The organism is Pseudomonas sp. P4_B3, assembly GCF_056402295.1.
In genome coordinates, this window is the sequence record NZ_JBFUHR010000014.1 from 30702 (window position 1) to 49500 (window position 18799).

At 59.2% G+C, this 18799-nt stretch carries 18 protein-coding genes and 1 pseudogene; 11 read left to right on the plus strand and 8 right to left on the minus strand.

Annotated elements, in window-relative coordinates; all coding sequences use genetic code 11:
* Positions 1 to 253 precede the first annotated feature (253 nt).
* From AC1DWG_RS17275 to AC1DWG_RS17315, 9 genes and pseudogenes are all read left to right on the plus strand, one after another.
* Complete coding sequence (locus AC1DWG_RS17275; RefSeq protein ID WP_477753854.1) at positions 254 to 739, plus strand: flavin reductase family protein; 486 nt, start codon at positions 254 to 256, stop codon at positions 737 to 739.
* A 183-nt stretch (positions 740 to 922) separates the two neighbouring features.
* Positions 923 to 1966: an LLM class flavin-dependent oxidoreductase gene (locus tag AC1DWG_RS17280; protein ID WP_477765492.1), complete on the plus strand. Its 1044-nt coding sequence runs from the start codon at positions 923 to 925 to the stop codon at positions 1964 to 1966.
* Positions 1967 to 2111: 145 nt separating this feature from the next.
* Positions 2112 to 2261: a hypothetical protein gene (locus AC1DWG_RS17285; RefSeq protein ID WP_477788123.1), complete on the plus strand. Its 150-nt coding sequence runs from the start codon at positions 2112 to 2114 to the stop codon at positions 2259 to 2261.
* 91 nt (positions 2262 to 2352) lie between these two features.
* Entirely contained in the window at positions 2353 to 3030 is a 678-nt protein-coding gene (locus AC1DWG_RS17290) for a cysteine hydrolase family protein (protein WP_477788073.1), read from the plus strand.
* Positions 3031 to 3035: 5 nt separating this feature from the next.
* Positions 3036 to 4388: a purine-cytosine permease family protein gene (locus AC1DWG_RS17295; protein WP_477788074.1), complete on the plus strand. Its 1353-nt coding sequence runs from the start codon at positions 3036 to 3038 to the stop codon at positions 4386 to 4388.
* Positions 4389 to 4706: 318 nt separating this feature from the next.
* A pseudogene (locus AC1DWG_RS17300) lies at positions 4707 to 7419 on the plus strand (type VI secretion system Vgr family protein).
* Entirely contained in the window at positions 7416 to 9320 is a 1905-nt protein-coding gene (locus AC1DWG_RS17305) for a phospholipase D-like domain-containing protein (RefSeq protein WP_477788075.1), read from the plus strand. The pseudogene AC1DWG_RS17300 and the gene AC1DWG_RS17305 overlap by 4 nt, the downstream one beginning before the upstream one ends.
* A gap of 86 nt (positions 9321 to 9406) precedes the next feature.
* Entirely contained in the window at positions 9407 to 10612 is a 1206-nt protein-coding gene (locus AC1DWG_RS17310; protein WP_477788076.1) for an SEL1-like repeat protein, read from the plus strand.
* Positions 10602 to 11513 (plus strand): hypothetical protein, encoded by a 912-nt coding sequence (locus AC1DWG_RS17315; protein WP_477788077.1) that lies wholly within the window; start codon positions 10602 to 10604, stop codon positions 11511 to 11513. The genes AC1DWG_RS17310 and AC1DWG_RS17315 overlap by 11 nt, the downstream gene beginning before the upstream one ends.
* Before the next feature lie 311 nt (positions 11514 to 11824).
* Here AC1DWG_RS17315 and AC1DWG_RS17320 read toward each other — a convergent pair whose 3' ends face one another.
* From AC1DWG_RS17320 to AC1DWG_RS17340, 5 genes are all read right to left on the minus strand, one after another.
* Positions 11825 to 12253 (minus strand): hypothetical protein, encoded by a 429-nt coding sequence (locus AC1DWG_RS17320; RefSeq protein WP_477788078.1) that lies wholly within the window; start codon positions 12251 to 12253, stop codon positions 11825 to 11827.
* Positions 12254 to 12270: 17 nt separating this feature from the next.
* Entirely contained in the window at positions 12271 to 13617 is a 1347-nt protein-coding gene (locus AC1DWG_RS17325) for a glutamine synthetase family protein (RefSeq protein WP_477753857.1), read from the minus strand.
* A gap of 20 nt (positions 13618 to 13637) precedes the next feature.
* Positions 13638 to 14192 (minus strand): helix-turn-helix domain-containing protein, encoded by a 555-nt coding sequence (locus tag AC1DWG_RS17330; protein WP_477764847.1) that lies wholly within the window; start codon positions 14190 to 14192, stop codon positions 13638 to 13640.
* 25 nt (positions 14193 to 14217) lie between these two features.
* Complete coding sequence (locus tag AC1DWG_RS17335) at positions 14218 to 15507, minus strand: NAD(P)/FAD-dependent oxidoreductase (RefSeq protein WP_477788079.1); 1290 nt, start codon at positions 15505 to 15507, stop codon at positions 14218 to 14220.
* A 161-nt stretch (positions 15508 to 15668) separates the two neighbouring features.
* A complete protein-coding gene (locus AC1DWG_RS17340; protein WP_477764849.1) occupies positions 15669 to 16004 on the minus strand; it encodes a hypothetical protein in 336 nt (111 codons plus the stop codon).
* A gap of 269 nt (positions 16005 to 16273) precedes the next feature.
* Here AC1DWG_RS17340 and AC1DWG_RS17345 point away from each other — a divergent pair, with 269 nt between their 5' ends.
* Together AC1DWG_RS17345 and osmE are read left to right on the plus strand one after the other, a co-directional pair.
* On the plus strand, positions 16274 to 16513 hold the full coding sequence (locus AC1DWG_RS17345) for a hypothetical protein (RefSeq protein WP_477753861.1): 240 nt from the start codon (positions 16274 to 16276) through the stop codon (positions 16511 to 16513).
* 13 nt (positions 16514 to 16526) lie between these two features.
* Entirely contained in the window at positions 16527 to 16877 is a 351-nt protein-coding gene (gene osmE / locus AC1DWG_RS17350; protein ID WP_477764850.1) for an osmotically-inducible lipoprotein OsmE, read from the plus strand.
* Between the two features lie 51 nt (positions 16878 to 16928).
* Here the strand turns inward: osmE and AC1DWG_RS17355 are convergent, their stop codons facing one another.
* From AC1DWG_RS17355 to AC1DWG_RS17365, 3 genes are all read right to left on the minus strand, one after another.
* Complete coding sequence (locus AC1DWG_RS17355; RefSeq protein WP_477764851.1) at positions 16929 to 17129, minus strand: DUF2188 domain-containing protein; 201 nt, start codon at positions 17127 to 17129, stop codon at positions 16929 to 16931.
* A 117-nt stretch (positions 17130 to 17246) separates the two neighbouring features.
* Positions 17247 to 17945, minus strand: a complete 699-nt coding sequence (locus AC1DWG_RS17360; RefSeq protein ID WP_477753864.1) for an alpha/beta hydrolase — start codon at positions 17943 to 17945, stop codon at positions 17247 to 17249.
* 45 nt (positions 17946 to 17990) lie between these two features.
* On the minus strand, positions 17991 to 18764 hold the full coding sequence (locus AC1DWG_RS17365; protein ID WP_477764852.1) for a 1,6-dihydroxycyclohexa-2,4-diene-1-carboxylate dehydrogenase: 774 nt from the start codon (positions 18762 to 18764) through the stop codon (positions 17991 to 17993).
* Positions 18765 to 18799 lie beyond the last annotated feature (35 nt).

The following is an 18799-nucleotide window of genomic DNA, read 5'->3' on the forward strand; positions in this document are numbered from 1 at the left end:
TCAGATGCGGACCATATTATGGTATTCCAATCTTTAAACAAGACTGATCCGGTCTTTGAACAAGCATCTGAGCCGCTATGCTGCCCGAATCCTGCCAGCACTGGCTAGCTGAAAGCCCCGTAAACATTGACTTTCCGACGAAAGCGGTACGTTTATCGGTTCACCTAAAAAGACCTTGCAATCGATGTATTACGGTATACCATCAGACCTACAAACACATAAAAAAAGCGTCACATCACCCGAGGACCGTCCAATGATCGATGCCGCCATCTACAAACAAGTCATGGGTTCGTTCCCGTCCGGAGTGACCGTGATCACCACCCTGGATGACGACGGGCAAATCGTCGGCCTGACCGCCAGCGCCTTCAGCTCGCTGTCGATGGACCCGGCCCTGGTGCTGTTCTGCCCCAACTACAGTTCCGATTCCTACCCGGTCCTGATCAAGAACAAACGTTTTGCCATCCACGTGCTGTCCGGCGGTCAGCAAAACGAAGCCTATGCCTTCGCGCGCAAAGGCAAGGACAAGGCCCAGGGGATCGAATGGACGTTGAGCGAACTGGGCAACCCGATTCTGGCCAACGCCACGGCGGTCATCGAATGTGAGTTGTGGCGCGAATATGAAGGCGGTGATCACGCGATCATGGTCGGCGCGGTGAAGAACCTGATCGTGCCCCAACAGAGCAGCGGGCCACTTGTGTATTGCCACGGCAAGATGGGCGCCCTGCCCGTTCTGGCCTGACCATTGAAAAGATCGCAGCCTTCGGCAGCTCCTACAGGGGCAAACGCATCTCGCCCGTAGGAGCTGCCGAAGGCTCGGGCCGCGTTCGGACGATCTTTTGCCCTTCAATGCGTATTATGGTATACCAATAATCAACAGGCCCGCAGTCGACAGGCCAACAACAAAAGATCCGAGGTAAGCGTCATGAAGTTTTCCCTGTTCGTACACATGGAACGTTGGGACGAAAGCGTCAGCCACCGCCAGTTGTTCGAAGACCTGACCGAGCTGACGCTGATGGCCGAGGCCGGTGGTTTCAGCACCGTATGGATCGGCGAACACCACTCCATGGAATACACCATCTCGCCAAGCCCGATGCCGTTGCTGGCTTATCTGGCAGGCAAGACCACCACCATTCACCTGGGCGCCGGCACTATCATTGCGCCGTTCTGGCATCCGCTGCGGGTGGCCGGTGAATGCGCGTTGCTCGACGTGATCAGCAACGGGCGCATGGAAGTCGGTCTGGCCCGTGGTGCCTACCAGATCGAGTTCGACCGCATGGCCGGCGGCATGCCGGCATCCTCCGGTGGCCAGGCGCTGCGGGAAATGGTTCCGGTGGTGCGCGCACTGTGGAACGGCGACTACGCCCACGACGGCGACATCTGGAAGTTCCCGACCTCCACCAGCGTGCCCAAGCCGATCCAGCAGCCGAACCCGCCGATGTGGATCGCCGCCCGCGACCCGGACTCGCACAACTTCGCCGTGGCCAACGGCTGCAACGTCATGGTCACGCCGCTGATGAAAGGCGACGAAGAAGTCCTCGACCTGAAGAACAAATTCCAGGCCGCGCTGGACAACCATCCTGGCGTGCCGCGCCCGCAATTGATGGTGCTGCGTCACACCCACGTGCACACCGCTGACGATCCACAGGGCTGGGAAGTCGGGGCCAAGGCGATCTCGAAGTTCTACCGCACCTTTGATGCCTGGTTCGGCAACAAGACCACCCCGGTCAACGGTTTCCTCGCGCCGAGCCCGGAAGAGAAATTCGCCGGTCGCCCTGAGTTCGAGCTGGAAAGCCTGCACAAGACCGCCATGATCGGCACCCCGGAAGAAATCATTCCGCGCATCAAGTACTACCAGGAACTGGGGGTCGACGAATTCAGCTTCTGGTGCGATAACAGCCTGCCCCACGCGGAAAAGAAAAAATCCCTGGAGCTGTTCATCAAGCATGTGGTGCCAGCGTTCCGCTGATTGCGCCGTCCTGCTGCAGCACACCTCAACTGTGGGAGCGAGCCTGCTCGCGATGGACGCTAACGATAACGCGCGCCATCTGAATGACCGCGTTGTCCAGAGTTTTTCGCGAGCAAGCTCGCTCCTACAGGGGTCGATTCCAATGATGACTGGTCGTCTCCCACCACTCGCCCTTCCCTGCGGCGCCGCGCGGGCTTACCTGCGCGGTGAATGGACCGCTTCGCACCTGCATTTCAAGCGCCTGAGCGCCAGCGTTTCGGCCAAGCAGAACGGCTTCTGGCAAATAGTTCACTGAGCCCACCCGAACAGCCAATCACGCACCCCGCGTCTCGCCATTGCATGGCGCGTGCGGTGCATCGTGTTTCGCCTTTGATCAGGTTTGCCCAATGAACAATAACAACGCGCTGTTGATCATCGACATGCAGCAGGAGGACGGCTTCGTCCTGGAAAACTTCGACAGGGTGGTCGCCCATACCGCCGCCCTGCTCGATACCGTCCGCCGTCAGCGGATGCCTGTCATCTATACCCGCCACGTCAATCAGGCCGACGGCAGTGACCTGCCCCGAGGCGAACCTCTGGCCGCCGACGGTGGCCCCGGCAGTTACCGCGCCGGCACCCGGCAAGTGGAAATCATCGAGTCGCTGACGCCGCAGCCCGGTGAATTGATCATCGACAAGGGCCGTTACAGTGCCTTTCACCGCACCGACCTCGACGCCCGACTCAAGGCAATGGAGGTCGACACGCTGATCGTCTGCGGCGTGCTGACCGACGTCTGCGTGCTCACCAGCGTGTTCGATGCCTTCGCCCTGGGTTATCGCGTGCGCCTGGTCAACGATGCCTGCACCACGACCACCGAGGCCGGGCATTACTCGGCCCTGCTGATCATGGCCAACTGGGTCTACGCACTGGAAATCCTCACCACGACCGAGTGCCAGCGCGACCTGGAACACCGCGATTACATCAGCCTGATCCCCGAGCGTCCGGACCTGTTTGCCCACCAGCCTCATGAGCTGCAAAGCACCATCGCCCGTCTGCAATCCCGTCTCGTCCGGACTCAGGAGTGATCGCCATGCAAGTTGAAAAAAGAAGCATCGATTTCATCCCCGAGACCGAACGCCACGGCAAGCCGGGTTCGCTGTTCTATATCTGGTTCGGCGCCAACATGAACATCACCACCATCGCCTCCGGTGTGTTGCCGGTGGTGATGGGGCTCAACCTGTTCTGGAGTGCGTTGGCGATCATCATCGGCTCGTTGCTGGGGGCGATTTTCATGGCCTCCCACTCGGCCCAGGGACCGAAGCTGGGCATTCCGCAAATGATCCAGAGCCGGGCGCAATTCGGCGTGTTGGGGGCCGTGTTGCCGTTGCTGTTCGTGATGCTGATCTACCTGGGCTTCTTCGTCAGCAACACCTTGCTCGCGGCCCAGGTGCTGGAGTCCGTCAGCCCGCTGCCGATGTCCGGCAATATCTACCTGATCGGCGCGTTGTGCTTCGTCGTCGCGCTCTATGGCTATCGGTTGATTCACCGCTTGCAGAAGCTGCTGTCGATTCTGTCGCTGGTGGTGTTCGTGGCGGCCACGGTGCTCGCCTTGCAGTTGCCGATCCCGGCCGAACAATGGCTGCCAACCGGCTTCTCGCTGTCGAAGTTCCTGGTGGCGGTGAGCATCGCCGTGACCTGGCAACTGTCCTACGCGCCTTACGTCGCCGACTACTCGCGCTACCTGCCGAGCAGCACCCCGACCGCCCAGGTGTTCTGGTACAGCTACGCCGGCACGGTCAGCGGTGGTGCGTGGATGATGATTCTCGGGGCGATCCTGAGCGTCGGCATCGGTGACTTCTCCAGCAACGTCGGCGGGCATGTCGCCGGTCTGTTCGGCGCTGGCGCGGTGCTGCTGTTCGCCTTCATCGTCTACGGCCAGGTGTCGATCAACGTGTTCAACCTGTACGGCGCGTTCATGTCGACCATCACCGTGATCGAGCCGTTTGCCCGACTGAAGGTGACGCCGCGGGTGCGCGGTGTGTTCATGCTGCTGATCAGCCTGGTGGCCACGGCTCTGTGCACCATCAGTCAGGACGACTTCATCAACTTCTTCCTCAACTTCATCTTCTTCATGAGCTACTTCCTGATCCCGTGGACGGCGATCAATCTGGTGGACTACTACTGCCTGCGCAAAGGCCAGTACCGGATTGACGACATCTTTGACCTGAACGGGATCTACGGACGGGTCAACCGGATTGCCTGCGGCAGTTTCCTGCTGGCGATTGCCCTGGAGATTCCGTTCATGAACACCACGCTGTACGTCGGCCCGGTGGCCACGGCGCTGGATGGGGTGGATCTGGCGTGGATCGTCGGGTTGCTGGTGCCGGCGTTGAGTTATTACTGGTTGATGAAAATGACCACGCGCGTCAGCGTGCCAGCGTAGTAATCACCATTTGACGGCATAAAAGATCGCAGCCTGCGGCAGCTCCTACGAATGTAAGGCGTACATCTGCGTAGGAGCTGGCGAAGCCTGCGATCTTTTGATCTTCTACTCCGGCCCGCCCCGAACGGCTGGACGCCATCAAACGCCAGCCGCGAACCGTCCTACAGCCTAGGCGCATCCATACACGGAAGCGTCCTACGCATCTGCCAGAAACATCCTATATCAACCATTTTCAGCTTCCTGAAAGCTGTCGAGCGCTTGAACGCGGGAGGCAACGAAGCCTCCCCGTCCGCTTCAACAGCCCAGGGAGGCCTGATTTTGTCCAACACACCGCGTACCTTCTTCGACCACAGCCGCCACACACTCTGGGTCCGCGAGGTAGACGCCCCCCTCGACGTCCTGGCCTTCCACGGCGAAGAGCACCTCAGCCAGCCCTTCAGCTACTACATCGAGTTCACCTCCAGCCAGCTCGACATCGACGCCGAACGCCTGCTCGGCCAACAAGCCAGCTTCAGCCTGCACGCGCTGCCGGAAAAGGTCTCGTCCCTGATCTTCGAACCGTCCGAGGTCAAGCCGCTGCGCACCTTGCACGGGGTGATCAGTGGCTTCAAACGCCTGTCCGCCTCCCTCGACGAGGCGCGCTACGAAGTCACCCTGCAACCGCGTCTGGCGCTGCTCGCGCGGGGCCGGCAATACCGGATCTACCAGCACCGGTCGGTGCCGGAAATCGTCGAGCACATCCTGCGCGGCCGCCACGCTTTCCGGGGCCAGGACTTCCTTTTCCACCTGCACCGCGAATACCCCCGGCGTGAACAGGTGATGCAATACGGCGAAAGCGACCTGGCCTTCATTGCCCGGTTGCTGGCCGAAGTCGGCATCTGGTACCGCTTCACCAGCGACGAGCGCCTGGGCATCGACGTCGTCGAGTTCCACGACTCCCCGCGCGCCTACCAGTTCGACGTCGAATTGCCGCTGCGGCCGCTCTCCGGGTTGAGCAGCAGCGGTGAGGACAGCGTCTGGGCCCTGCAGTCGGAACACCAGGTGGTGGAACAGCACGTGAATATCCGCGCCTACCACCACCGTGACGCCCGCGCGCACCTCGACGGCGACATCGACCAGACGCGCGGCGCCAAGGGCACCTACGGCGAGGCCTATCACTACGCCGAACCCTACACCGCGCTCGGCGACCGCCATGACTTCCCCCGAAGACGTGCAGTGCGAAAGCGGCTACTTCTATGCGCGCCTGCGCCACGAGCGTTACCTCAACCGCCGCACCCGCCTGCGCGGCATGAGCAGCAGCGCCCGCCTGGCGCCGGGCCAGGTGCTGGAAGTCACCGACGGCGCGCCCCAGGCCTTCGCGCCGCGGGCGGTGATCATCGGGCTCAAGGCCGGCGCCGCCCGCGACCGCAGCTTCGAGTGCAGCTTCCAGGCCATCCCCTATGCGCAGACGGTGTGCTTCCGTCCAAAAGTGCCGCCCAAACCCTTGATCGCCGGCACCGTRCCGGCCCGGGTGAGCAGCGCACAGGCCCACAACCCCTACGCCGATACCGACGCCGAGGGCCGCTACCGAGTGCAGTTCCTGTTCGACCGCGACACCTGGGACGCCGGTCGCGAAAGCACCTGGCTGCGCCTGGCCCGGGTGTACGCCGGCGACACCCACGGCCTGCACCTGCCGCTGATCGCCGGCACCGAAGTGGCGGTGGCCTTCGAACAGGGCGACCCCGACCGGCCGTACATCGCCCACGCCCTGCACGACAGCCAGCACCCCGACCCCGTCACGATGTACAACGAAAAGCGCAACGTGCTGCGCACCCCGGCCAACAACAAGCTGCGCCTGGACGATACCCGCGGGCAGGAGCACATCAAGCTCAGCACCGAACACAGTGGCAAGAGCCAGCTCAACCTTGGGCATGTGGTGGATGCGAAGAAGGCCAAACGTGGGGAAGGCTTTGAGCTGCGCACCGATGCCTGGGGCGCGATTCGCGGGGGCAAGGGGCTGTTTATCAGTGCCGATGAACAGAGCAAAGCCCAAGGGCCGGTGCTGGAAATGGGCCCGGCGATCGAGCGCCTGCGACAGGCCGGCGAACAACTGCAAGTACTCTCGGAAGATGCCCAGACGGCCCACGCCGACCCCGCGGATGTGCCCGCGCAACTGGCGCTGATGCGCCAACAACTCGACGAACTGAAAGCCGCGGTGCTGCTGCTCAGCGCACCCCAGGGCATCGCCCTGACCAGCGGCCAGCACCTGCAACTGGCGGCAAAAGACAACCTGATGCTCAACGCCGGTGGCGAGGCCAACCTCAGCGTGGTCAAGCGCCTGTTCATCGGCGTCGGCCAAGGCCTGAGCCTGTTCGTGCGCAAGCTCGGCTTCAAGCTGATCGCCAACCAGGGCCCGGTCAGCGTGCAGGCGCAAAACGATCGCCTGGAGCTGATCGCCCGGCATGGGTTGGAGATCACCAGCACGGAAGATGAAATCCACATCACGGCGAAGAAGAAAATCGTCCTCAACGGCGGCGGCAGCTACCTCAGCCTGGAGCTGTGTGGCATCGAGTCGGGCACGGCGGGCGATCACAAGGTCAAGGCGGCGCATTTCGAGTACAGCGGCCCGGCGAGCATGACGGCCACGCATCCGGACTATCCGCAAAGCCTGTCCAGACAGACCTTACGAGTCAACCTGCCACCCGCCCCAAATGCCTCCAGCCAGAACTGGGCAGGCATGCCCTACACCTTGTACGCCGACGGCGCAGTGCTCAAGCAGGGCGTGCTGGACAAGACCGGGCAACTGTCGATCGACCATCAGGTCGTCACCCAGGGCTATCGGTTGGTGATGGCCAACGGTGTGACCTACCAGATTCCGGTGCCCACGGAATACCGCAACGCCGAGCAGGCGGAACTCGCCAATCGTGGCCTGCACAACCACCCTTCGCAAGCCCACGCCGAGGTGAGCCAGCCCATATCGCACACCGATCACCGCGGCCTGTATGCCACGGTGATGGAAGGCGCTGGTGATCAGGAAGGGAAAACACAATGAGCCAATACGAGATCGTCACACCGGTCGCACTCCAGCACACCCAAGAGGTGACCTGTACCCCGCCATGGTATGTGCGCAATACCGAATACCCTCCCGCCATGGCGACGTATCAACCGCTGATCAATGGGGAAGAAACGTTCCGGGCCGTGCACCTGGCCATTTCAAAGGCCAAGGCAACTGTCTACATCATCTGCTGGGGCTTTCAGCCGTCGATGTATTTCATCCGCGACGGAATATCGCCGCGTATCGGTGAATTGCTGATGGCCATGGCTCGCGAAGGCGTCAAGGTGCGGATATTGGGGTGGGAAATGCCGTTTAACAGCGCGGGCTTTGCCGACGAATCCAATCTGCCCGGTAAAGGCCCGTACCGGATATACGACCGGGCGATGCAACCCTCCACGGACGAGCAATATGCTTATGACCGCCAGTGGTTTGCCAACTGTGCGCTTGCCGACAACATGGCCGCTGCGCATCTGGCGGCTCGCGGCACTCCAGTGTTCGTCAGTCGCGGTTTCAGCGTACTTGAGAGGGCCGAAATAGCCCATCAGGCGAAATACAAAAGTCTCGACCCGCAGGTCAGCGCCACCACGCAATTCATCCTGACTGCGACAGCGACCCATCATCAAAAAACCGTTCTCGTCGATTATGAACTGCCGGACCGCGCCGTCGGTTTCGTGATGGGTCATAACATGCTCGACGAGTACTGGGACACCAATGACCATTTGGCGGTGAACCGTGACAAGGACACCAAACCCGCCCCCAACAAGAGCCCGCGTGGCGATACCCCACGTCAGGACATTTCAAGCCAGGTCAGTGGGCCGATCCTGGAACACCTGCACCACAACTTCGCCAGCGCCTGGCGCAAGGAAACCGGCGAGGACTTGCTCGACCTGCGCCAAGCCAAAGAGATCGGGCCGCAACAGCAATGCGCCCCGCAAGCCACCCGACAGATCGCGCAGATCCTGCGCACCCAGGCCCAGGAGGGCAAGCGCGATATCGAGAAGCTGTACCTGCAAGCCGTCAACAATGCGACCCAGTTCATCTACATCGAAAACCAGTATTTCCGCTGGCCACCCCTGGCCGAATTGATCAAGGCCGTCGCCGCCGGCCAGACCAAGGCCGGGCGCGACCCCGCCATACACGGCCCCTTGCACCTGTTTGTGATCACCAATGCAAGCAAGGGCGGCATAGGCTCCGGCACCGTGAACACCCAGCGCATGCTCGAAAGCCTCGGGCGCGGCCATACCATGCCTGCAATCACCAAGTTACGGCGTATTGAACAGGCAAAAGCTGACGCCGCGGCACTGGAAACCAGCCTGGGCGAACGGCTGGAGCAGTACGCCTTGGTCACGATGACGAAACTCACCGACGCATTGGGCGGGACCGATCTCAGCGACAAGGCCAAGGAAGCTCAGCGGCGCAAGAATTGGGACAACGATTGGCGCAAAACCGCACTCCAGAGCCAAATCGAGGCAATCGAGAAAGAGACTTTTGCCAAACTCCCGGAACTCTCCGGCCTGAAAGTCCATGTGTGCTCACTGGTTGCCCCCGACTCACCCGCCGGTAAGCCCTGGATGCCGGTGTACATCCACTCCAAGTTGATGATTGTTGACGATGTGTTCACCACTCACGGCTCGGCCAACATCAACACCCGCAGCATGCAGGTGGATAGCGAGCTGAACATTGCGCATGAGTGGGCGAGTGTGACGCAGGGGTTGCGGCGGCGGTTGTGGGAGATGCATACGAATGGATTGGGTGCGCAGGATGACCCTGAAAAGGCGTTCGAAGCGTGGGAAGAAATCATAAATCGGAACAAGGATTTTCAATCGGAACAATTGACTCCCTACGCTCCCCTCGTGGAATTCTATTTCGGCGAATCCGACTTGTCGGACCTCGACTGATGCGCCGGATCTTGTTGCTCTCATATCTACTGCTGGTCGCCTGCGATACCAGTAGTCCAACTTCTACTTCGACCAAGGAAACGCCCTTGAATCCTTTAACTGAAGCCAAGGCCAATATGGCCTTTACTTGTGTGCACGAGCAGATTCCCGCGCCATCCGCCGAAACCGATGTGCTGTTCAAATACGCGCGCTGGCTGCAAAAGAACAACCAGCTCAAGCAAGACGAAGCCGTCGATGTGCAAATCGAGCGCCTGTATCGCATCGCCAGTGAGAGCGGACATTACAAAGCCAATATCAACCTGCAAAACGGAGCGATGCGCGGTACGTTCAAACTCCGGGGTGAAGAGCATTTGCGCATGAGTGAGCAACTGATCAACGCGGGCGTGGCAACGGGATATTACTTTGTCGGTATCTTCCTGCAACACGGCGCGGCCGGGTTGCAGCAGGATTACGAAATAGCGTTGCGTTACTACCGTAAAGCCGCTGATGAAGGTAATGCGCTAGCTCAAGCCTATGTCGCAGACAAGTTGGCGCCGATCAACATTGCCCCGGACGTTGCCCGGCAAATGCGCCGTTGCGCTGGGGAGCAAGGAAACGGCAAAGCGGCAAGAGCACTAGGTATTAATTTATCGACGAAAGGGCGTTATCAGGAAGCACTCGAAGCATTCCAGCACGGGGCAGCGGCCGGTGACAGCACTTCGACTTCTTTTTTGAGCAAAGGCTTCCGTGGTCCGGAGCCGGATGATCGGATGTACTACCTGGGCCAACAGGAAGACCTCGAACGCGCCGATCGCTACGAAAAAATCTGGAAAATCCTCTCGGGTTACTCCTACGCCAATCCCAAAGTCCCCGAGATCAACGAGATCGTCCCACTGCCGCCTGCCACGTTGCCTGCTTGGGACGGCAAGCTCCAATGGCTCGAAGAACGCCTGGCCAATGTCCCACCAGAAAAGCCCAGCGAAGCACTGATTCACCAACTGGCCAAGGCCAAAGTCCTCGAACCCGCCACCGGCCGGCCCATGCCGGGCTCCTCGGCCTTTATACCGATCGACTACATCAAAAGACCGACCTGCATCAGCGGCCAAGCCTGCACGCACACTGGTTATTGGCTGGCGGAAAGTATCGCCGGTCAATCTTGGTCGCGCCTGGAAAAAGGCGAGCCCCGGCGCTTCGAGAAGGGCGACATCATGCCGACCCTGAACGTCAAGCATCGTCACAGCCGCTTCCTGCTCGCCGACCGTGTGACGGTCGAAGAGGAAAATATCGAATGGAGACTGTTCGGTGAAGCCTGAGTATTTATTGATCTATATATTGGGCACCGCCTTGATCGGCTGTGACACTTCCTCTGCCAATAGACCGGAGACAGAAACCAAGAATAATCCGGGTAAAGAAATTTGTCGCGAGTTCACCAATGACTCGCAGGGCAAATGCACAACCAAACTGCGTTTTATCTCCAGCAACTATGTTGTTAAAAAAGGGCATGTTTACTGGATGACCAAAACAGAGCACAAGGAAACGCCCTGCGGTTTCGGCATGCCTTTTTTTTTCCACAATCTCATGTCGTGGAGATGTTTTAGATCAGAAAGCAATCAGATCGATCATGTTGAGGAACGCCGACTCAGGAGTGTTGCACCATACTCTCCTCAGTTTAAAGCGCTCGAGGGCAGCGCGCCTCTACTAGCAACCTGGCAGCAGGAGCAAATGGCAAATTATGCGAAAGATGAAAAGTCAGTTTTTTTTCAAAACATTGAAATTGTTGGCGCCGACCCAAATAATTTTGAAGTCGTTTTTCCATTTGGGGATGATGAAGTGTGGAAAAATATCAGCGTCTCACAAAGTGGAAAATCATTATTTTCCAAATGGAAGCCGATTGGAAATATTGAGCTGAATCAATTTCGTGCATTCACTCCAGTTCGATGCCCGGAAAACGGGCTCACTTGTGTTAAAAAATTCGAAAATATTAAAAATGATAATTTGCACTATGGAATAATTGGATGGATAGGCGATGCTGTTTTTGTTCTCCACGAAAATGGCGTTAGTCGTTTTCCTGGTATGGTATCGCCAGACACGTTCATGTTCAGGAGTAGATCTAAAACCTACCTTTACGCTAAGAAATCCTTCTACGAGTTGGTCGACAATTATGATAAGCTAATTAAAATGGATGTTGAATTTTATGAGCGCAACAACTATTGATTAAGGCTCTCGACTGAGGAATGGGTTTTGATAGCACTTCGGAGTTTGCACTGCTGCCAAAACCCCCATGGCATTACATCCGTGAATTTACATTCCACCGCTGAGCAAAGTGATAATACACTGGTGACCTGAATTCTATCGGGGCCTGCATTTATCCAATGAATTGTAGAGTTCTGGCCTTCGACTCTGCAGGAAGATGCAGCCTGATGCACCGTTAAAACAGAAACCTGATGCAGCTGAAATAACACAGCCAATTCCAGCACTTACAGGGAGTAGCACAATGAGAAAATTTAAAGCAGGCAATATAGAAACTACCGTTGTGGCAGGCCCACAAGAGGCTTGTGGTTACAATGGGTGAAAGCACAATTCAAGTAGTCCTTGAAAGCAACGTCATTGACGGCCAGGTAATGGAATTCACCGGTCGAAACCTCAAGCAAACAATCACCAAAGACTGCCAAATTATCGTTAGCCAAGGCGATTCGGCCAGTGGTCAAGTGGATTGAATCGAGAGAAACCCCGCCTGTCCCGCCTCTCGGCTGATAGCCATGAGAGGGCTCCACTGCTGTCTCAATGATTTTCAGGCAAAAAAAATCCCAGGCAGCTGATGGACGCCTGGGATTTAAAAATGCATAAACCGTGGTGGTGAACGCGGCGCGGATATTACGGAATATTTCGGCCTGTAACAAGATATTTTTATTCACCATCCAGTTACTAAACGTTCTAACCCCTTCAATATCCACATGTTTTCAAAGGGCAACTACAGGAACCAGCGATACTCCCGCGCGCTGATGTCATGCAGAAATGCCAGATGATCCTGACGCTTGTTTTCGCAGTAGACGTCCACGAACTCCGCCCCCAAGCCTTCGCGCAGCACTGAATGACTTTGCATAGCCTGCACCGCTTCGAGCATTTCCAACGGAAAATCGATGCCACTGCTGCGGTCTTCGTTGAGCGGTGCAATCGGCTCGCGCTCCCCTTCCAGGCCTTGCTCCAACCCCACCAGAATCGCCGCCAACGCCAGATAGGGGTTGGCATCGGCGCCCGCCAGGCGATGTTCAATGCGCAGGTTCTTGATGTCCGACTCCGGAATGCGCAAGCAGGCATCGCGATCCTCGAAGCCCCAACTGGCGCGGGACGCGACGTTCACCGTGGCGCTCAAGCGGCGCATGGCGTTGTGGTTCGGAGCAAAGATCGGCATGCAGTGCGGCAACACCTCCAGGCATCCGGCCACCGCATGGCGCAGCGCCCGCTGGCCGTTCGCCGCCAGCAGGTTGTTGCCGGCCTGGTCATACAGGCTGACATGCACGTGCATGCCGCTGCCGGGGTGCTGCAGGTAGGGTTTGGCCATGAAGCTGGCGCGGTAGTTGTGCTTGAGCGCCACGCCCCGGGTACTGCGGCAGAACAGGGCGGCCCAGTCGGCGGCACGCAGGCCGTCATCGCAATGGCCGAAGTTGATTTCGAACTGCCCCGGGCCGAGTTCGGCGGTAATCACCGTGGCATCGATGCCTTGGGCTCGCGCGGTCTCGACCATTTCATCGAGTACCGGGGCGAAGCGCGACAAGCGTTCGATGTGCATGTTCGGCTGATCGTCGGCATCACCGGTCAACGCATCACGGGGGAACTGCGGCAAGCCGTCCTTCAGGTGACTGTCGAACAGGTAAAACTCCAGCTCGAAGGCCACCACCGGATGAATGCCCTTGCGCTTGAGCCGTTGCAGCACCTGCGCCAGCACTTCACGGGGTTCGAATTCGATGGGTTTTTCCGTGCCGTCGGAGGTGATCAGCATCTGGCCCAAGGGCTGTTTTTCCCAGCTCACCAGCTTCAGCGTACCGGGCACCAAACGGCGCAGCGCGTCCGGGTCACCATCGTTGAAGCAGTAATCACCGATCTTGAACAGCCCGCCCTGGGTGCCGAGCAGCACGCAGTTTTGCGGCAGCTTCAGTGCACTGCCGGCAGCGACTTTTTCCAGCATCTCGATCGGGTAGCGCTTGCCGTAGAAATGCCCTGGAATATCCAGGGAGATCAGGTCGACGTAACGCACTTCGGGGTTGCAGTGGCGGAAGTTGCGAACCTCGGCCAGCAGATCAGAGCACACAGCATCCATCGATTTGTTCCTTGTCGTTATCAGGTGTAAACCCAAAGCACGCGGGTCAGTTGGTCGGACCGGTTGCCGTAGCGGCAGTGCGCATGGCTGGCCAGTTGAAAGCTGTCGCCGGGATGCAGGGTCACCGGTTCGTTGTCGTCGAGCCATAGGGTCAACTGCCCTTCCAGGACGTAACCGCCCTGCTCCGAGCTGTCCTTCATGTGTCGGTCACCGCTACTGGCGCCGGGTTCGAGCTGGCTTTCGAGCATCGAAAAGGACGCGCGCATTTTTGGCGAAACGAGGATGTCGGTGATGCCCTCGGCGTAGTACAGCGTGCGGCGCTCGTCCGGGCGGGTGACCCAGGACAAGGCCATGGGTTTGGGCAGGCTGTAGAAATAGGTGGTCGGCACGCCGAGGGTTTCGCTGATCGCGGTCAAGTCCGCTACCGTCGGGCGCGAGAGGCCGCGCTCGACCTGGGACAGAAAACCCACGGAGCGACCGATTTTGTCCGCCAGTTCCTTCAGGGTGTACTTTTTGTGTTTGCGCAGGTCCTGGATCAGGATCGCCAGCGCCGAGATTTCTTCTTGCATGTCCATCTTGAGGCTTCCAGAAAGTGTCGCTTCAAATGCTGTCGCGCAGTCGATACCAGGCCTTGCCGATGGCTTCCAGCGGCGCGGCCAGGTATTTGCCGCCGGGAAAACTGCCGTTGTTCAGGCCCTGGTACAGGGACAACTCGTCGGGCTGACCGAGGATCGCGTCGGACACCGCCCGCGCCGCGGCCAGTGTCGGCAACACGCCATGCCCGGAATACCCCTGCATCCAGTAAAGATCGCCGCGCCGTCCGATATCCGGCGTGCGTTTGAGGGTCAGATCAATGTGTCCGCCCCAGGCAAACTCCAGATCGACGCCGGTGAGTTGCGGGAACACGCGCTCCAGGAACGGCCGGGTCGCCGCGGCGATGTCCTTCGGCATCCCGCCCAGGTAAGTGCAACCACCGCCGAACAGCAGGCGGTTGTCCGGGGTGCGGCGGAAGTAATCGAGCACGAACTGGTTGTCGGTCACGCATACATTGCTCGGCAGCAGTGCCGTGGCCTGGTCCTTGGTGAGCGGCGCAGTCGCGACCTGATAGGTCCCGACCGGCAACACGCAACTCGCCAGTTGCGGGTCGAGCCGGTCGAGGTAGGCGTTGCACGCCAGCACCAGCACATCGGCACGAATACGACCGCGCTCGGTGGTCACCACAAACCCGTCGCCCTCCTCGCCATAGCTCAGCGCCTTGCTTTGCTCGTGGATGCGCCCACCGGCCCGCTCAATCGCATCGGCAAGGCCGAGGGCCAGTTTCAGCGGATTCAAATGCCCGCCCTCGGGATCGAACAGGCCGGCCTGATAACGCTCGCTGGCCACCCACTGCGGCAAATCGCTGCGCTCGATAAATTGCAGTTTGTCGTGGCCCCACTTGTGGCTGGCCTCGTGTTGCCACTCCGTCAGCAGTCCGACCCGACGCGGCATCACCGAAGTCCAGAGATGGCCGGCGCGGTAGTCGCAATCGAACCCATGGCGGCCGGGCAAATCACGCAACTCGCGTGCGGCCCAGCGCATGCCGTCCCACAGTCGCCGCGCCCGTTCGTAACCCAGCGCCGCTTCCAACGGTGGCATGTCGCACGACCAGCCGAGAATCGCCTGGCCGCCATTACGCCCGGACGCGGCCCAGGCCACCCGACTGGCTTCGAGCAAGGTCACGCGCTTGCCGGCCAGCGCCAGGCGCAAAGCCGTGTGCAAACCACTGAAACCGGCCCCGATGATCAGCACTTCGGTGTCTTGCTCACCCTCCAGTGCGGCTCGATTGACCAGACGATCGGCGCAGGTGTGGGCGTAATAGCTGGCAACGTGTTGGTCGGACTGCTGAAACATGCAAGCCTCATGAAATTTTCTATTTATAATTTCATGAAAAAATACACGGTAAATTTCACGCAGGCAAATGGCGCGCAAAAAAAACCGGATGCACACCAGACATCCGGTTTTTTCTCGATTCGGCGAAAAACGGTCGGCGACCGATTTTCACTCTCTCGCGCTTACAAGCAATCACGCACGATTTTGCGCAGGTCGCCGGACTTGGCCCAAGGTGGCCCCTGATACAGCGATATCCGGCTGCCGTCCTTGTACTTCACGATATCCAGCACTTCGTCGGCCGTGATCACACTCGGCGCGGTGATGCGAAATCCGTTGGATATCGAAACCTGGGTCGTATTCGCTACTTCCTTTTGCCAGGCAGGCAAAACACACGCCGCATACTCTTTTGGCGCCTTCGTGCTGTGCTTGCTGACATTCGGCTCGCCCGGTACCAGCGACGCCGGCAACGAACACCCGGCCAGCAATGCCAGAGCGACTCCCCCCATCAACATCCGCATGCTGCTTCCTTAAATTAGAAAAAAGAGAATGTAGCTCGCCGTCGCCCCTACATCCATCCCCAACGATTCGGCGACTTTCATTGATATCACTTTGCCCGGTTAGTTCCTTGCGTTCAGATAAGGCATCCATCTTTCTTGAGTAGAACAGCGTACTTTCATGTTCGCATTTATTTTCCCGACCAAAGGAAACCCTGCTGAATCAGACGAACACAACATCTGGTGCGGTAAACAGGTCTAAAATTCCGGAGTGAGGAGTTCAGGAGGTCGTCATGTGGCTTAACGAATCGGAACAGGAACTTCGGCGTGATCTGCAAGGGCTTGCGTCAGATTTGCGCTGGTCGGCTGTGGAGCTGTTGCGCATCGAGCAGCAATTGCGCCTGCTCGGGAACGACGTCGACGCGCAAGCCGTTCAGAAACTGTGTGCTTTGTTTCAGGGTGATGAAGCAAAACTGTCCGGCTATGCCGAGGAAGTGAAAGCCAAGGTCATTAGCCGCAACAAGGCTCAATAGCGGGAGCGCTGCCATGAACAGGCCTCTATTCACGCTGGTCGTCGCACTGACCGCGTTGGCAGGCTGCAGCACCAACTCGATCTACCAGGATCAGCCGCTGGTCGCGAAAGTCGACACCGGCATGACCCAGGAGCAAGTCCGGCAAATCGGCGGCCAGCCCCTGGCGGTCACCGATCGCACCGTCGAACCCGGTACGTGCTTTGACTACAGACTGACTCATGCCGACCATCAGCAGCCGTACAACGTCAGTTTCGATGGCCGCGGCATGGTCGACCACAAAAGCTTTATGACGTGCGCGGAATGGAGCCACATGCAGCAAAAGGCTCGAGAACCCTCCCGCCCCAGCGGAGGCGGCGGCTACTAGCGCCGTTGCATCATGAAGAAGCCCCGGAGAACCGGGGCTTCGGGCTGGACTTCACTTTGCTTGATGGCTACGCGCAAGCCTGCCAGCACGAGCCCTGTAGCCGGGCAGCGACGCGGCAAACGCCAGTGCTTCTTCCCGACTGTCAAATGAAGCCAGTCGGTCACCCTGGGTACATACCCGCCAGGGGCCGTTGCTCACTCTGAGTACCTCATAGCCGTTCATGTGCATTTTGTTCAGTATCGGAACGCTCATAGTCACCTCCTCCTGGGCAGTGATATCAGGTTGACTTACTTACCTTACACTCACCCTTCTCCAAAATACCGACCAGACATCGCCTTGAAGATTCCCGAATCCGCTTGCACTTGGCCCCTAACCCTTGGCCAACGCCGTCGCTGCCCTGTCGATCAATGCCGCCACTTCGGCGGGCATCGACGCCAGGGACGCATGGCTGGCAGTCAAGGTCAGAATCTCCCGGGCGTTCAGCCGCTCAGCCATCCATTGCTGGTTTTGTGGAGCGATCATCCGGTCCCCGGTCGAAATCTGATACCACGATGGTTTTTTCTTCCAGGCCACCGTGCCGATAGTGTCACCGAAGGTACTTGCCAGCGGCGCTTTCTGGGTGAGGCCCATGACCAACCCTTCGGTCGCCGGCAGGTCCTGACAGAAGCTTTCGTGATAGAGCTCTGGCTTGACCCACAGGTAACCGTCGCTATCAGGAGCCAGGTTGGCCGCCGCCGCTGGCAGATGCCGTTGCGTGATGCCACCGGGGCTTTCACCGGCGTCCGGCGCGAACGCGGCGATATACACCAGGCCAACCACATTCGGCAAATCACCCGCTTCAGTGATCACCGCACCGCCATAGGAATGCCCCACCAGCAGCACCGGCCCCGGCACCTGGGCGACCATCTTGCGCGTACGCTCGGCATCCTCGGCCAGCGAAGTCAGCGGTAACTCGACGGCACGAATGTTCGTGTCACCCCGACTGAGCAATTTGACGATGACCTTGTTCCAGTGGGCAGCGCCGCCCCAAAAACCATGGACCAGCACGATCGTGGGTTTGTCACTCATCACCATGACTCCGTTGTTTGCGGATGGGGTTGTCTGTCGCTCGCCTCAGCCCTGATCGCCGCCGCCCACGGGCATGACCATGCCGGTGATATAGGACGCTTCGTCGCTGGCCAGAAACAGAATAGCCCCCGCCTGCTCATCCAGGGTGCCGTAGCGTTTCATCAAACTGCTGTCGAGGGTCTGGTCGACGATCTGCTGGTACCAGAGCTTTTCCTGCTCACTCTGCTCGGCACCGTTGCGAGGTATGCGTCGCGGCGGTGCTTCGGTGCCGCCAGGTGCAGTGGCGTTGACCCGCACGCCACGACCGGCGGTTTCGAACGCCAGACAAGCGGTCAAGGCATTCACCCCGCCTTTTGCCGCGCCATAGGGCACGCGGTTGAGGCTGCGGGTGGCGATGGAGGATACGTTGACGATCGCCCCGCTGCCCTGCTCCAGCATGAACGGCAGCGCGGCATGGCAACACCACAAGGTCGGGAACAGCGAACGGCGAACCTCGGCCTCGATCTGCGAGGCTTCATAGTGCTCGAACGGCTTGGCCCAGATCGTCCCGCCGACGTTATTGACCAGCACGTCGAGGCGATCGAAGCGCTCGACGGCGGTTTGCATCACCCGACAGCATTCCTCGTATTGTTCAAGGTCGGCGGTCAGGGCTAATACCTGGGTGGTCGCAGCCAGTTGTTGCTGCACTTCGAATACCAGGTCGGAGCGATCCACCAGGATCAGCTTCGCCCCTTCGGCGGCCATACGCTCGGCCACCCGTCGCCCGATGCCTTGGGCAGCGCCGGTGATCAGTGCGACTTTTTCGTGAAATCGGTTCATGGTCATCCTCGTGCTCACGCCAACGCCTCCCTCTG

Coding starts and splice junctions, on each gene's coding strand:
- AC1DWG_RS17275 (WP_477753854.1), top strand. CDS start 254: ATGATCGATGCCGCCATCTACAAACAAGTCATGGGTTCGTTCCCGTCC.
- AC1DWG_RS17280 (WP_477765492.1), top strand. CDS start 923: ATGAAGTTTTCCCTGTTCGTACACATGGAACGTTGGGACGAAAGCGTC.
- AC1DWG_RS17285 (WP_477788123.1), top strand. CDS start 2,112: ATGACTGGTCGTCTCCCACCACTCGCCCTTCCCTGCGGCGCCGCGCGG.
- AC1DWG_RS17290 (WP_477788073.1), top strand. CDS start 2,353: ATGAACAATAACAACGCGCTGTTGATCATCGACATGCAGCAGGAGGAC.
- AC1DWG_RS17295 (WP_477788074.1), top strand. CDS start 3,036: ATGCAAGTTGAAAAAAGAAGCATCGATTTCATCCCCGAGACCGAACGC.
- AC1DWG_RS17305 (WP_477788075.1), top strand. CDS start 7,416: ATGAGCCAATACGAGATCGTCACACCGGTCGCACTCCAGCACACCCAA.
- AC1DWG_RS17325 (WP_477753857.1), bottom strand. CDS start 13,617: ATGGATGCTGTGTGCTCTGATCTGCTGGCCGAGGTTCGCAACTTCCGC.
- AC1DWG_RS17330 (WP_477764847.1), bottom strand. CDS start 14,192: ATGGACATGCAAGAAGAAATCTCGGCGCTGGCGATCCTGATCCAGGAC.
- AC1DWG_RS17335 (WP_477788079.1), bottom strand. CDS start 15,507: ATGTTTCAGCAGTCCGACCAACACGTTGCCAGCTATTACGCCCACACC.
- AC1DWG_RS17340 (WP_477764849.1), bottom strand. CDS start 16,004: ATGCGGATGTTGATGGGGGGAGTCGCTCTGGCATTGCTGGCCGGGTGT.
- AC1DWG_RS17345 (WP_477753861.1), top strand. CDS start 16,274: ATGTGGCTTAACGAATCGGAACAGGAACTTCGGCGTGATCTGCAAGGG.
- osmE (WP_477764850.1), top strand. CDS start 16,527: ATGAACAGGCCTCTATTCACGCTGGTCGTCGCACTGACCGCGTTGGCA.
- AC1DWG_RS17355 (WP_477764851.1), bottom strand. CDS start 17,129: ATGAGCGTTCCGATACTGAACAAAATGCACATGAACGGCTATGAGGTA.
- AC1DWG_RS17360 (WP_477753864.1), bottom strand. CDS start 17,945: ATGAGTGACAAACCCACGATCGTGCTGGTCCATGGTTTTTGGGGCGGC.
- AC1DWG_RS17365 (WP_477764852.1), bottom strand. CDS start 18,764: ATGAACCGATTTCACGAAAAAGTCGCACTGATCACCGGCGCTGCCCAA.